Raw genomic sequence first — 14334 nt, forward strand, 5'->3', positions numbered from 1 at the left:
GGCGGAGAGGGTGGCGGAGAGGGTGGCCTCCACGTAGTTGTTGGCCCCGGCGGAGGCGGCCAGCGCGTCTGAGTCGAGCAGCTGAAGCTGGATCAGGCGGCCCGCGAAGACCGAGAACACCGCCGCCGGCTGCGGCTGGTGACCGTCGCGCTGGCGCTGGTGTTCTCGGTCTTCGCGGGCCGCCTGATCCAGCTTCAGCTGCTCGACTCAGACGCGCTGGCCGCCTCCGCCGGGGCCAACAACTACGTGGAGGCCACCCTCTCCGCCGACCGGGGCTCGATAACGTCCTCCGACGGCGTCGCGCTGGCCACCACGGTGGACGCGTACGACATCACCGCCGACCCCTCGCTGTACCCGGCCGAGAAGTCCTTCGTACCGGACGCGCCCGAGCAGGCGGCCGCGCTGCTGGCCCCGATCCTGGGCCGGACCAAGGAGCAGCTCACCGCCGCACTGCGCACCCCGAAGACCAAGTGGGTGATGCTGGCGCCCCGGCAGAGCCCGGAGACCAAGAAGCAGATCACCGACCTGAAGGCGACGCTGGCCAAGCAGGCCGACACCGCCGCCTGCCGGGCCCAGCGCAAGCTGGTCGGCAAGCCCGCCGACCAGGGCGGCCGCCAGTACGTGGACAACGTCTGCGCCAACCCGCTGGCCGGGGTGATCAACCAGGAGAGCAAGCGCCGGGTCTACCCGGCGGGCGGCCTGGCGGCCAACCTGCTCGGCTATGTGAACGTGGACGGGATCGGCACCGGCGGCCTGGAGAAGCAGTTCCAGGACGAGCTCGCGGGCAAGCCGGGCAAGAGCACGTACGCCCAGGTGAACGGCCGGATGGTGCCGACCGCGGGCGGCAGCCAGCAGTCCCCGGTGGAGGGCACCGACCTGCGGTTGACCGTCAACCGGGACATCCAGTGGGCGGCCCAGCGGGCGATCACCGACCAGGTGGCCAACGCCGGGGCGGAGAAGGGCTATGTGGTCGTCCAGGATGTGAAGACCGGTCAGATCCTGGCGATGGCCGCCTCCCCGGGCTTCAACCCGAACGACCTGAGCTCGGCCAAGTCCGAGCAGCTCGGCAACGCCGCGGTCGGCGATGCCTTCGAGCCGGGCTCGACCGCGAAGCTGATGACCATGGCGGCGGTGCTGGACACCGGTACGGCCGCCTGGGACACCCACGTCACGGTGCCCAACACGCTGCAGCGCTCGGACCGGGTCTTCCACGACGACATCGACCACCCGACCTGGTACCTGACCCTGGCGGGGGTGCTGGCCAAGTCCTCCAACATCGGCACCATCCTGGCGGCCGAGCAGCTCGGCAAGAGCCAGCCGGAGTCCAACAAGGTGCTGGCCGACTACCTCGGCCGGTTCGGCATCGGGAAGCCGACCGGTCTCGGCTTCCCCGGCGAGACCAAGGGCATCCTGGCCAAGCCTGAGGACTGGAGCGGCTCGCAGCAGTTCACCATCCCGTTCGGCCAGGGCCTGTCGGTGAACGCGCTGCAGGCCGCCTCGGTGTTCTCCACCATCGCCAACGGGGGAGTCCGGGTGACGCCCAGTCTGCTGGCGGGCACCACCGGGCCCGACGGCCGGTACCTGCCGGCCGGGCCGGGCCAGGAGACCCGGGTGGTCAAGCCGGAGACCGCGAAGACCCTGACCGAGATGCTGGAGTCGGTGGTCTCGGACGAGCAGGGCACCGGCGCCAAGGCCAAGATCGAGGGCTACCGGGTGGCCGGGAAGACCGGCACGGCCAACCGGGTGGACCCGAAGACCGGCAAGTACAACGGCTACACCGCCTCCTTCATCGGCTTCGCCCCGGCCGAGCAGCCCCGGGTCACCGTCTCCTGTGTGATCCAGGACCCGAAGAACGGCCACTTCGGCGGCCAGCTCTGCGGTCCGGTGTTCAAGCAGGTGATGGAGTTCACCCTGAAGACCCTGCGCGTCGCCCCCAGCGGCAGCGAGGCGCCCAACCTCCCCGTCGACTGGAAGCCCTGATGAACAGCCAGACCCCGTCCCAGCCCGTGCCCGGCGCCAGCTCACGTGGTGATTCGGGGGAGATTCCGGACGGGTCCGGTGCAGATACCGGGTCGGGGGCCGCGTTTGGCTCTTCGGGGGGTGCGGCGGATAGCCTTCCGGCCGTGCCGAAACCCGATCAAATCTCCGCGAGCCCGCCCCGGCCCACCGGCGTGCGCCCCACCCCGCTGGCCGAGGTGGCCCGTCTGCTCGGCCTGCCGCCGGTCGAGGGGGCGCCGGTCAGCGGCGTCACCCACGACTCCAGGGCGGTCCGGCCGGGCGACGTGTACGTCGCGTTCCCGGGAGCCAACCACCACGGCGCCAAGTTCGCCGCCCAGGCGGTGCGGCAGGGCGCGGTGGCGGTGCTGACCGACCCGGACGGCGCCGCGCAGGCCGCCGACTGCGGCGCCCCGCTGCTGGTGGTGCCGAGCCCGCGGGCCCGGATGGGCGAGCTGGCCGCCGAGGTCTACGGCCGTCCCAGTGCGGGCCTGCGGATGATCGGTCTGACCGGCACCAACGGGAAGACCACCACCGCGTACCTGGTCGAGGGCGGCCTCAAGGGCGCGGGCCACACCCCCGGGGTGATCGGCACCGTGGAGATGCGGGTCGGCACCGACCGGATCAAGAGCGAGCGGACCACCCCCGAGTCCACCGACCTGCACGCGATCCTCGCGGTGATGCGCGAGCGCGGCGCCGAGGCCGTGGTGATGGAGGTCTCCAGCCACGCGCTCAGCTACGGCCGGGTGGACGGCGTGGTCTACGACGTCGCGCTGTTCAACAACCTGACGCCGGAGCACCTGGACTTCCACCCGGACATGGAGGACTACTTCCGGGCCAAGGCCAGGCTGTTCCAGCCCGACAAGGCCAGGCTCGGCGTGGTCAACCTGGACGACGCGTACGGCCGCCGACTGGCCGCCGAGGCGCCGATCCCGATGACCGGGTTCTCCGCCAAGGGCGACCCGGCCGCGCAGTGGCGGGCGCTGGACGTCCAGCTCGGCCCGCTCGGCTCGACCTTCACCGTGGTCGGACCTGACGGGCAGTCGGCCGAGGCGAGCGTGCCGCTGCCGGGCCCGTTCAACGTGGCCAACGCGCTCGGCGCGCTGACCGCCCTGGCCACCGCCGGAGTGCCGCTGGAGCAGGCGGTGGCCGGGCTGGCCGCCGTCCCCGGCGTGCCGGGCCGGCTGGAGCGGGTGGACGCCGGGCAGCCGTACGTGGCCGTGGTGGACTACGCGCACAAGCCGGACGCCCTGCAGGCCGTGCTGGAGTCGCTGCGCGAGGTCACCAAGGGCCGGCTGCACGTGGTGGTCGGCTGCGGCGGCGACCGCGACCCGTACAAGCGCGGACCGATGGGCGCGATCGCCGCCCGGCTGGCCGACACCGCGGTGCTGACCAGTGACAACCCGCGCTCCGAGGACGCCCTGGCGATCCTCGCCACCATGCTGAACGGCGCCACCGAGGTGCCGGAGGACGAGCGCGGCGAGGTGCTGGTGGTGCCGGACCGGGCCGAGGCGATCGCCGACGCCGTGAAGCACGCGCACGCCGGGGACACCGTGCTGGTCGCGGGCAAGGGCCATGAGTTGGGCCAGTACGTCCGGGGTGAGGTCCGCCCCTTCGACGACCGGCAGGTACTGCGCGAGGCCATCGAGCACCGTGGCAGCCGAGGAGTAGTGGAGCAGCCGTGATCGCACTGACCCTTGCCGAGGTGGCCGAGGCCGTCGGCGGCACCCTGCACAACGCCGACCCGGCCGCGCTGGTCACCGGCTCGGTGGAGCACGACTCCCGCAAGCTCACCGAGGGGAGCCTGTTCGTCGCGATCGTCGGTGAGCGGGTGGACGGGCACGACTACGCCGAGCAGGCCGTCGCGGCCGGTTCGGTCGCGGTGCTGGCGACCCGTCAGCTGGACGTGCCCACCGTGCTGGTGGACGACGTGCAGCTGGCGCTGGGCCGGCTGGCCCGGGCCGTGGTCCAGCGGGCCGACGCCGAGGTGGTGGCGCTCACCGGCTCGGCCGGCAAGACCAGCACCAAGGACCTGATCGCCCAACTGCTGGCCCGCCGAGGCGAGACGGTCTTCCCGCCCGGCTCGATGAACAACGAGATCGGCCACCCGATGACCGCGCTGCGGGTCGAGCCGACCACGAAGCACCTGGTGCTGGAGATGGGCGCCCGGCACAAGGGCGACATCGACTACCTGACCGTGATCACCCCGCCCACCGTCGGTGTGGTGCTCAACATCGGCACCGCGCACGTCGGCGAGTTCGGCTCCAAGGCCGGGATCGCCGAGGCCAAGGGTGAGTTGGTGGAGGCGCTGACCAGCGACGGGATCGCGATCCTGAACGCCGACGACCCGCTGGTGCGGGCGATGGCCTCGCGTACCAAGGCCCGGGTGCTGTACTTCGGCGAGAGCCCGAACGCCGACGTGCGGGCCACCGGAGTTCGCCTGGACGACGCCGGACGGCCACAGTTCACTCTCACCACCCCGGCCGGTTCCGCACCGGTACGACTGCGCCTGTACGGTGAGCACCACGTTTCGAACGCCCTCGCCGCCGCTGCGGTGGCGGTGGCGCTCGGTATGTCCGTCGATGACACCGCCGCCGCGCTCGGCGAGGCGGAAGCGCTGTCCCGCTGGCGCATGGAGGTCGTCGAACGGGCCGACGGTGTCACCGTGGTCAACGACGCCTACAACGCGAACCCGGAGTCCATGCGGGCCGCGCTGCGGGCGCTGGTGTCGATGGGGGGCCGGGGCCCGGAGCGCCGCCGCACCTTCGCGGTGCTCGGTGAGATGCGGGAGCTCGGCGAGGACAGCCTCACCGAGCACGACGCCATCGGGCGGCTCGCGGTCCGACTGGACGTCACCAGGCTGGTGGCGGTCGGTGGACGCGACGCGGCCTGTATGGAACTGGGCGCGAGGAACGAAGGTTCGTGGGGTGAGGAGTCGGTGCTGGTGTCCGACGCGGACGCGGCGGTCGAGCTGCTGCGGGGTCAGCTGCGGCCAGGGGACGTGGTGTTGGTGAAGGCGTCCCGTTCGGTGGGTCTGGAGCGGGTGGCCGAGGCCCTGCTGGCTGATGGAGCCGCGAAGTGAAGCAGATTCTCTTCTCCGGGATGATCGGGCTGGTGCTCACGCTGCTCGGCACCCCGGCGCTGATCCGGCTGTTGGCCAAGCACGGCTACGGCCAGATGATCCGCGACGACGGCCCCAAGGCGCACGCCAGCAAGCGCGGTACGCCCACCATGGGTGGCATCGCCTTCATCCTGGCCACCCTGATCGCCTATGCGGCGACCAAGGTGATAACAGGTGAGAAGCCCACCGCCTCAGGTCTGTTGGTGCTCTTCCTGACCACCGGCCTCGGCCTGGTCGGCTTCCTGGACGACTACATCAAGGTGGTCAAGCAGCGGTCGCTCGGCCTGCGGGCCAAGGCCAAGCTGCTCGGCCAGTCGCTGGTCGGTCTGACCTTCGCGATCCTGTCGCTCCAGTTCAAGGACGAGGCCGGGCGTACTCCGGCCTCCACCAGTCTCTCCTTCGTCCAGGACTTCAGCTGGTCGATCGGCCCGGTGCTGTTCGTGATCTGGGCGTACTTCATGATCGCCGCGATGTCGAACGGCGTGAACCTCACCGACGGCCTGGACGGCCTGGCCACCGGCGCCTCGGTGATGGTCTTCGGCGCCTACGTCTTCATCGGCGTCTGGCAGTACGGCCAGACCTGCGCGGTCCAGGTCACCGCCACCGCCAGCTGCTACGACGTCCGAGATCCGCTGGACCTGGCGGTGGTCGCCTCGGCGCTGATGGGCTCCTGCTTCGGCTTCCTGTGGTGGAACACCTCGCCCGCCAAGATCTTCATGGGCGACACCGGATCGCTCGCGCTCGGCGGCGCACTGGCCGGTCTGGCGATCTGCTCGCAGACCGAGCTGCTGCTCGCGCTGCTCGGCGGTCTGTTCGTGATCATCACCCTGTCGGTGGTCATCCAGGTCGGCTCGTTCCGGATGACCGGCAAGCGGGTCTTCAAGATGGCGCCACTGCAGCACCACTTCGAGCTCAAGGGCTGGAGCGAAGTGCTGATCGTGGTCCGGTTCTGGATCATCCAGGGCCTGTGCGTCGCGGTCGGCCTCGGCCTGTTCTACGCGGGCTGGGTGACCGGGTGACCTCCGTCGACTTCGAGGACCTTCCGGTCGTCGTCGCGGGCCTGGGCATCTCCGGCATCTCGGCCGCCCGGGTGCTCCGTGACCTCGGCGCGCTGGTCACCGTGGTGGACGGCGGCGACGGCGAGGGCCTGCGGGCCCGGGCCGCCGAACTGGACGGCGTGACCGTCCGGCTCGGCGACGGCGCCACCCTGCCCGAGGGCACCCGACTGATCGTCACCTCGCCCGGCTGGCCGCCGAACAGCGCGCTGTTCCTGGCCGCCGAGCAGGCCGGGGTGCCGGTCTGGGGCGACGTCGAACTCGCCTGGCAGCTCCGCAAGCCGCTGCCGGAGACCGGCGAACCCGCCCCCTGGCTGGCCGTCACCGGCACCAACGGCAAGACCACCACCGTCCAGATGCTGGCCTCGATCCTGACCGCGGCCGGCAAGCGCACCGCCGCCGTCGGCAACGTCGGCGTCTCGGTGCTGGACGCGGTGCTCGCCGAGCAGCCCTACGACGTGCTCGCGGTCGAGCTGTCCAGCTACCAGCTGCACTGGGCGCCCTCGCTGCGCCCGCACTCGGCCGCCGTGCTCAACCTGGCGCCGGACCACCTGGACTGGCACGGCTCGATGGCGGCGTACGCCGCCGACAAGGGCCGGATCTACCAGGGCAACCAGGTGGCCTGCGTGTACAACCTGGCCGACCCGGCCACCGAGGAACTGGTGATCGAGGCCGACGTCGAGGAGGGCTGCCGGGCGATCGGCTTCGGCCTCGGCGCTCCCGGCCTGTCCCAGTTCGGCGTGGTGGACGGCCTGTTGGTGGACCGCGCGTTCGTCCCGGACCGGCAGCAGAACGCCGCCGAGATCGGCGCGGTCGAGGACGTCAACCCGCCCGCCCCGCACAACATCGCCAACGCCCTGGCGGCGGCGGCGCTGGCCCGGGCGTACGGGGTGGACACCAAGGCCGTCCGGGAGGGCCTGCGGGCCTTCCGTCCGGACGCGCACCGGATCTCCGAGGTCGCGGTGGTCGGCGAGGTCACGTACATCGACGACTCCAAGGCCACCAACACCCATGCGGCGGCGGCCTCGTTGGCCGCGTACGAGCCGATCGTCTGGATCGCCGGCGGCCTGGCCAAGGGCGCGACCTTCGACGAGCTGGTGCAGGGCGCGGCGCCGCGGCTGCGGGCCGCCGTGCTGATCGGTGCCGACCGGGAGCTGATCCGGGAGGCGCTGGCGCGACACGCGCCGGATGTTCCGGTGATCGAGGCCGCCCAGGGTGAGACTGGCGCGGTGGCGATGGCCGAGGTGGTCCGCGTAGCCGCCGGACTCGCCCGACCGGGTGACACGGTCCTGCTGGCGCCGGCCTGTGCCTCGATGGACATGTTCGTCAACTACGGCCAGCGCGGCGACTTCTTCGCCGAGGCGGTCCGGGCGCTCTGAGCGGGGCCCAAGGGGTTAGGTACGACTACGGGGGAGCTGTCTGATGGCCGGTCAGGGAACGGCTGGGCCGGAGCGCAGCTCCTCCAAGTTCCAGGTGATCTCGGCGAGTACCGCCACCTTCAAGGCGGCCGACCCGGTCACCCGGCTGCGGGCGTTCCGGGGCCGGGTCCGGTATCTGCTGGACCGTCCGCTGACGCCCTACTACCTGATCCTCGGCTCCGCGCTGCTGCTGCTGGTGCTCGGCCTCGGCATGGTCTTCTCCTCCTCGCAGATCCTGGCCAAGCGCTGGGAACTGCCGATGACCTTCTTCTTCCGCAAGCAGCTGATCGCCGTGCTGCTCGGGCTCGGCCTGATGGTGCTGTTCGCCCGGACGCCGCTCAGGCTGATGCGGGCGATGGTCTACCCGGTGCTGTTCGGGGTGCTGGGCGCCCTGGTGCTGGTCGCCGTGCCGGGGATCGGCAAGAACGTCGGCGGCAACCAGAACTGGCTGGACCKGGGCTTCTTCCAGGTCCAGCCGTCCGAGTTCGCCAAGCTGGCGCTGGTGCTCTGGGCGGCCGACCTGCTGGCCAGGAAGCAGAAGACCAGGACCCTGGACCAGTGGAAGCACCTGCTGGTGCCGCTGGTGCCAGGCACCCTGCTGCTGGTGCTGCTGATCATGGCCGGCGGCGACATGGGCACCACGATGATCCTGATCGCGATGCTGTTCGGCCTGCTCTGGCTGGTCGGCGCCCCGCTCCGGCTGTTCGCCGCGACGCTCGGCATCGCGGTGGTGGCCTGTACGGCGCTGATCATCACGGTGCCGCACCGGCTGGACCGGCTGGCCTGCATCGGCGTCACCAGACCGGACCCGAACGTCAACTGCTTCCAGGCGCTGCACGGCCTCTACGCCTTCGCGGCGGGCGGTCCTTTCGGTTCCGGCTTCGGCGCGGGCGTCGAGAAGTGGGGCCAACTTCCGGAGGCGCACACCGACTTCATCTTCGCCGCACTGGGCGAGGAACTCGGTCTGGTGGGGACGCTGTCGGTGCTCGGTCTCTTCGCGGCACTAGGCTACGCGGGTATCCGTGTGGCCAGCAGTACGAAGGACCCCTTCGTCAGGTACGCCGCGGGAGCTGCCACCACCTGGATCATGGCGCAGGCCATGGTCAACCTGGGGTCGGCACTGGGACTTCTGCCGATCGCGGGCGTCCCGCTCCCGCTGTTCTCCTACGGGGGGTCGGCGATGCTGTCGGCCATGTCCGCCGTCGGGGTGCTGCTGTGCTTCGCACGCAGCTCGCCGGGGGCGAAGGCGGCGCTGGCCGCCAGGAGCTCTAACAGCCGGTTCAGATCTGTCCTGACCCGGGTGCTGCCACGACGAACCACAGCGCGCGAGGCTGCGAAGCCGAAGCGCAGGGAGCGGTGAATTTCGGTGCATGTCGTACTCGCAGGCGGCGGAACCGCCGGGCACATCGAGCCGGCCATGGCGCTCGCGGATGCCCTCCGCAGGCACGACCCGTCCATCGGGATCACCGCACTCGGCACCGAGCGGGGTCTGGAGACCCGGCTGGTGCCCGAGCGCGGCTATCAGCTGGAGCTGATCCCGGCGGTGCCGTTGCCCCGTAAGCCCACCCCGGAACTGATCACGGTGCCGGGCCGGCTGCGCGGCACCGTCCGGGCCGCCCAGGAGATCATCGAGCGGGTCAAGGCGGACGCCGTGGTCGGCTTCGGCGGCTATGTCGCGATGCCCGCGTACCTGGCCGCCAAGCGCGCCGGGGTGCCGATCGTGGTGCACGAGGCGAACGCCCGCCCCGGGCTGGCCAACAAGATCGGTGCCCGGTACAGCGACTTCGTCGCGGTCTCCACGCCCGACTCCAAGCTGCGCGACTCCCGGTACATCGGCATCCCGCTGCGCCGGACCATCGCCACCCTGGACCGGAACGCGGTCCGCCCGGAGGCCCGGCACTACTTCGGGCTCGACCAGCGGCTGCCCACCCTGCTGGTCTCCGGCGGCTCGCAGGGCGCCCGGCGGCTCAACGAGGTCGTCCAGGCCATCGCGCCCCGGCTCCAGCAGTACGGCGTGCAGATCCTGCACGCGGTCGGGCCGAAGAACGAGCTGCCGGTGATCGACGACATCCCCGGGATGCCGCCGTACCGCGCGGTGCCGTACGTGGACCGGATGGACCTCGCGTACGCCGCCGCCGACCTGATGCTCTGCCGGGCCGGCGCGATGACGGTGGCCGAGCTGGCGGCCGTCGGCCTGCCCGCCGCCTTCGTACCGCTGCCGATCGGCAACGGCGAGCAGCGGCTGAACGCCCAGCCGATGGTCAAGGCCGGCGGCGGTCTGCTGGTGGACGACGCCGAGCTGACCACGGACTGGGTGCTGCAGAACGTGCTGCCGGTGCTCACCAACCCGCAGAAGCTCTGGGACATGAGCCGGGCCGCCGCCGAGTTCGGCCGCCGGGACGCCGACGACCTGCTGGTCGGGATGGTGTACGAGGCGATCGAAGCGGCCAGAGGTGGTCGCCGCCGTGGCTGAGACGCCGGTCCTCAACGATCCGGTGGAGGACGAGGTGGAGGACGAGGAGGAGTACGCTCCCCGGCTCCGGCTCTCCCGCCGCGGGATCGTGGTGCTGAGTGCGCTCGGGGCAGTGTTCCTGGGCGCGCTCGGCTGGCTGGTGTTCTTCTCCTCGGTGCTGGACGTCCGGGTGGTCGCCGTCCAGGGGCTGACCGGCGACAAGTTGACGGCGCACCAGGTGCGCGAGGTGCTGGGCAGCGGGCAGCACGGCCCGCTGGCCCGGGTCGACCTGGCCGAGGCCGAGCGACGGGTGGCCGGGCTGCCGCGGGTGGCCAGGGTCGAGGTCTGGCGCGGCTGGCCGCACACCTTGCGGATCAAGGTGGTGGAGCGGCGCCCGGTGGCCGCGGTGCGGACCGAGGACGGGAAGTTCACCCAGGTCGACGCGTCCGGCTTCGGCTTCGCCACCGAGGACGCGCCGCCGGCCGGGGTGCCGGTGGTGGAGCTGGCGCTCAGTCAGCAGGCGAACGACGCCCTGGCGGTGTTCGGGAAGTCCGAGCTGGTGCGGGCCGCGGTGACGGTGGCGGCGGGGCTGCCGCCGGAGGTGGCCAAGCTGGCCGGAGCCGTTCGGGTACACAGTTACGACGACATCCAACTGCAGCTCGCCGACGGCGCGGTGGTGCGCTGGGGGAGTGCGGAGCGGACCGTGCGCAAGGCCCAGGTGCTGGCCGCGCTGCTGCCCCGGAAGGCGAAGATCTACGACGTGAGTGCGCCCGAGGCCCCCGGTATCGGCGGATGATGGCCCGGCGTGTCGGGAAGATCCGGTAAGTTCTCTTCCCAAGGGCGGTGTTGACGGAGTAACGGCTCCGCCCCGACTCTAGGTGGTCACCCCGGTTTCACCGGGTGATGGATGATCACATAGGCTCAAAAGAAAAACGGGAAGCTCGGCGTGTTCGTTGAACACGGATGAGTTGCCACCTAGTGTCCTGTGTCACCAGGCTGTGTCCCACGGTGATGTGACGCAGGCACAGCCACAACCCTAAAGGTCAAGTTTAGGGTTCGGGTCGGTGGTCGGAATTTCGGACATACAGTCAGGAAATACCCCGGGCTCCCCACCCATCGACATCCGTCGGCCCTCACAAACGGGGGGAAGCCGACCCGGAATCTCGAGGCGAGAGGCCTTCGACGTGGCAGCACCGCAGAACTACCTCGCAGTCATCAAGGTCGTCGGTATCGGCGGCGGTGGTGTGAACGCCATCAACCGGATGATCGAGGTCGGTCTCAAGGGCGTCGAGTTCATCGCGATCAACACCGATGCGCAGGCCCTCCTGATGAGCGACGCCGACGTCAAGCTCGACGTGGGCCGTGAACTCACCCGGGGCCTCGGCGCCGGGGCCAACCCCGAGGTCGGCCGGAAGGCCGCCGAGGACCACCGCGAGGAGATCGAGGAGGTCCTCAAGGGGGCCGACATGGTCTTCGTGACGGCCGGCGAGGGCGGCGGCACCGGCACCGGTGGCGCCCCCGTGGTGGCGAACATCGCCCGCTCGCTCGGCGCGCTCACCATCGGCGTGGTCACCCGGCCGTTCACCTTCGAGGGCCGCCGCCGGGCGAACCAGGCCGAGGACGGCATCGCCGGGCTGCGCGAGGAGGTCGACACCCTCATCGTGATCCCGAACGACCGGCTGCTCTCCATCTCCGACCGCCAGGTCAGCGTGCTGGACGCGTTCCGCTCGGCCGACCAGGTGCTGCTCTCCGGCGTGCAGGGCATCACCGATCTGATCACCACCCCCGGCCTGATCAACCTCGACTTCGCCGACGTCAAGTCGGTCATGTCGGACGCCGGTTCGGCCCTGATGGGGATCGGCTCGGCGCGCGGCGAGGACCGGGCCAAGGCGGCCGCCATCATGGCGATCTCCTCCCCGTTGCTGGAAGCCTCCATCGACGGCGCCCGCGGCGTGCTGCTCTCCATCTCCGGCGGTTCCGACCTCGGTCTCTTCGAGATCAACGAGTCGGCCCAGCTGGTCAGCGAGGCGGCGCACCCCGAGGCGAACATCATCTTCGGCGCGGTGATCGACGACGCGCTCGGCGACGAGGTCCGGGTCACCGTGATCGCGGCCGGGTTCGACGGCGGCCAGCCGCCCGCCATCGTCCGCGACCCGGTGGTCAAGTCCACCCCGGCCGCCGGTGGTTCGACCCCGGAGCGCCCGGCGGGCCGCCCGTCCTACGGCAGCATCGGTTCGGTGACGGACCGTCCGAAGGACGAGCAGGGCACCACCACCACGGCCTCGCCGGTCCCCCCGCAGGTGCAGCCGGTCCGGCAGCCGCTGCTGGAGAACCCGGCCGAGGAGCTCGACGTACCGGACTTCCTGAAGTAACCGAGGCACCCGATGCCCACCGTGTTCCCGACGGGAACACGGTGGGCATCGTGCGGTCCGGAGTGCGATCATCTGCTGTGTTTAGGCCCGCCGTCAGTTGGTGGGTGGGAGAAGGAGCGGCGTTGGGGTGCGTGCCTCGGCGGTGCGGAGGAGGGAGTCCATGCGGAGCATCGGCGACCGACGACAAGCCGTCGAGGTGCGTGCCCCGGCGTCGCGACGCCACCTACCAACTGACGGCGGGCCCAGGGCGAGCTGTGTGGGGCGACTGTGACTGACTTGTACGGACCGGAACCGGGCNGGGTCAGCGCGCGGGTCAGCGCGCCAGGTACGAGGAGCTGGGTGCCAACCTCGAGGTGGTGCAGCGCCGGATCGCGGACGCCTGTACGGCGGCGGGGCGGGCCCGGGACGCGGTCAGGCTGGTGGTGGTCACCAAGACCTATCCGGCCGAGGACACCGCCCTGCTGGCCGCCCTGGGCGTCACCGACGTGGCGGAGAACCGCGACCAGGACGCGGCCCCCAAGGCCGAGCTCTGCCGTGAACTGCCGCTGGACTGGCACTTCGTGGGCCAACTGCAGACCAACAAGGTCCGCTCGGTGGTCCGCTACGCCAACCACGTGCACTCGGTGGACCGGCTCCGGCTGGTGCGGTCACTGGCCGCCGCGGTGGCCAACGCCGGGCGTCCGCCGGTAGGTTGCCTGGTCCAGGTGGCACTCGACAAGGAGGCCGGCGAGGGCGAGGGCCGGGCCGGGGCGGCCCCCGAGGAGGTCGCCGCACTGGCCGACGCGATCGCCGACACGCCCGGGCTGCGACTGTCCGGTGTGATGACCGTCGCTCCGCTGGCCGGGCCGCTGAAGGGCGATCCGGCGAAGGCTTTCGAGCGGCTGGCGGAAATCTCAACTGCCCTACGGTCGAGCCATCCGGCTGCCACGATGGTCTCGGCGGGTATGAGCGGTGACCTGGAGCAGGCGGTGGCAGCCGGAGCGACACATGTGCGCGTCGGTACGGCGGTGCTCGGAGTGCGGTCGACGCTCCGGTAACGTCACCGGGTAGTAGATCAGACTGCAGGACAAAACAGGACAGAACCTAGCAGCTGGCTACAGCGCTAGTGAACCGTGGATCGATCGCAAACCCGCAGCCACTCCCACTCTATGACGGAGCGTCGGGTGGTGTGCGGAATCCCGCAGGCGAAGGCCGCCGGTGACGATCCACCACAGAGCGGAGGAGACAGGAGTATGGCCGGCGCAATGCGCAAGATGGCGGTCTACCTCGGCCTCGTGGAGGACGAGACGTACGACGGCCAGGGTTACGACCCCGACGACGACTACGACACGGACCCCGAGCCGATCCGAACCGGACGGACCGAGGGCCTGGAGCGCCCCGCCGCGGCACCCGCCGCGCCGGCGCCCGTCGCCCACATCGCGCCTCAGCCCGTCCCGGCTGCCGTGCCGATCCGGCAGGAGCAGCCGCGGATGGCCCCAGTGTCGTCCATCACACCCGACCGCCGCCAAAACCTGGAGAAGAGCACCCCGGTGATCATGCCCAAGGTCGTCAACGAACGAGAGCCGTACCGCATCACCACGCTGCACCCGAGGACCTACAACGAGGCCCGTACCATCGGGGAACAGTTCCGTGGCGGCACCCCGGTGATCATGAATTTGACCGAGATGGACGACACGGACGCGAAGCGGCTCGTAGACTTCGCCGCTGGACTCGTCTTCGGTCTGCACGGCAGTATCGAGCGAGTGACACAGAAGGTGTTCCTCCTGTCTCCTGCTAACGTCGATGTAACGGCGGAGGACAAGGCTCGGATCGCCGAGGGTGGGTTCTTCAACCAGAGCTGACCCGACCACGACTTCTCGGTGGATCTCGTGGCAGTGGTACGTGACTGACGGATCGTCCGGTATGCCGGATATGAACAGGG

11 protein-coding genes are annotated in these 14334 nt (G+C 70.7%); all 11 read left to right on the forward strand.

Going from position 1 to position 14334, the window contains the following annotated elements; all coding sequences use genetic code 11:
* Positions 1-138 precede the first annotated feature (138 nt).
* The 11 genes from ACXJMZ_RS32115 to ACXJMZ_RS32165 all read left to right on the forward strand — a co-directional run bounded on the left by ACXJMZ_RS32115 (position 139) and on the right by ACXJMZ_RS32165 (position 14254).
* Positions 139-1980 (forward strand): peptidoglycan D,D-transpeptidase FtsI family protein, encoded by a 1842-nt coding sequence (locus ACXJMZ_RS32115; RefSeq protein WP_457033540.1) that lies wholly within the window; start codon positions 139-141, stop codon positions 1978-1980.
* 143 nt (positions 1981-2123) lie between these two features.
* Positions 2124-3680 (forward strand): UDP-N-acetylmuramoyl-L-alanyl-D-glutamate--2,6-diaminopimelate ligase, encoded by a 1557-nt coding sequence (locus ACXJMZ_RS32120; RefSeq protein WP_457033541.1) that lies wholly within the window; start codon positions 2124-2126, stop codon positions 3678-3680.
* Positions 3677-5077: a UDP-N-acetylmuramoyl-tripeptide--D-alanyl-D-alanine ligase gene (locus ACXJMZ_RS32125; protein WP_457033542.1), complete on the forward strand. Its 1401-nt coding sequence runs from the start codon at positions 3677-3679 to the stop codon at positions 5075-5077. The genes ACXJMZ_RS32120 and ACXJMZ_RS32125 overlap by 4 nt, the downstream gene beginning before the upstream one ends.
* Entirely contained in the window at positions 5074-6135 is a 1062-nt protein-coding gene (mraY, locus tag ACXJMZ_RS32130) for a phospho-N-acetylmuramoyl-pentapeptide-transferase (RefSeq protein WP_057233064.1), read from the forward strand. The genes ACXJMZ_RS32125 and mraY overlap by 4 nt, the downstream gene beginning before the upstream one ends.
* Positions 6132-7550 (forward strand): UDP-N-acetylmuramoyl-L-alanine--D-glutamate ligase, encoded by a 1419-nt coding sequence (gene murD, locus ACXJMZ_RS32135; RefSeq protein ID WP_457033543.1) that lies wholly within the window; start codon positions 6132-6134, stop codon positions 7548-7550. The genes mraY and murD overlap by 4 nt, the downstream gene beginning before the upstream one ends.
* 43 nt (positions 7551-7593) lie before the next feature.
* Positions 7594-8949, forward strand: coding sequence for a putative lipid II flippase FtsW (gene ftsW, locus ACXJMZ_RS32140; protein ID WP_457033544.1), 1356 nt, complete (start codon positions 7594-7596; stop codon positions 8947-8949).
* 6 nt (positions 8950-8955) lie between these two features.
* The gene (gene murG / locus ACXJMZ_RS32145; protein ID WP_403038359.1) at positions 8956-10062 is read left to right on the forward strand and encodes an undecaprenyldiphospho-muramoylpentapeptide beta-N-acetylglucosaminyltransferase; all 1107 of its coding nucleotides are present in this window, start codon (positions 8956-8958) and stop codon (positions 10060-10062) included.
* Positions 10055-10837: a cell division protein FtsQ/DivIB gene (locus ACXJMZ_RS32150; RefSeq protein WP_457033545.1), complete on the forward strand. Its 783-nt coding sequence runs from the start codon at positions 10055-10057 to the stop codon at positions 10835-10837. The genes murG and ACXJMZ_RS32150 overlap by 8 nt, the downstream gene beginning before the upstream one ends.
* A gap of 388 nt (positions 10838-11225) precedes the next feature.
* The gene (gene ftsZ / locus ACXJMZ_RS32155; protein ID WP_057233069.1) at positions 11226-12413 is read left to right on the forward strand and encodes a cell division protein FtsZ; all 1188 of its coding nucleotides are present in this window, start codon (positions 11226-11228) and stop codon (positions 12411-12413) included.
* A 356-nt stretch (positions 12414-12769) separates the two neighbouring features.
* Positions 12770-13450 carry a YggS family pyridoxal phosphate-dependent enzyme gene (locus ACXJMZ_RS32160; RefSeq protein ID WP_457033546.1) on the forward strand — a complete coding sequence of 227 codons (681 nt, stop codon included), beginning with the start codon at positions 12770-12772 and terminating at the stop codon, positions 13448-13450.
* Positions 13451-13645: 195 nt separating this feature from the next.
* Positions 13646-14254, forward strand: coding sequence for a cell division protein SepF (locus tag ACXJMZ_RS32165; protein ID WP_057233070.1), 609 nt, complete (start codon positions 13646-13648; stop codon positions 14252-14254).
* Positions 14255-14334: the final 80 nt, after the last annotated feature.

Source organism: Kitasatospora sp. P5_F3, assembly GCF_054049135.1.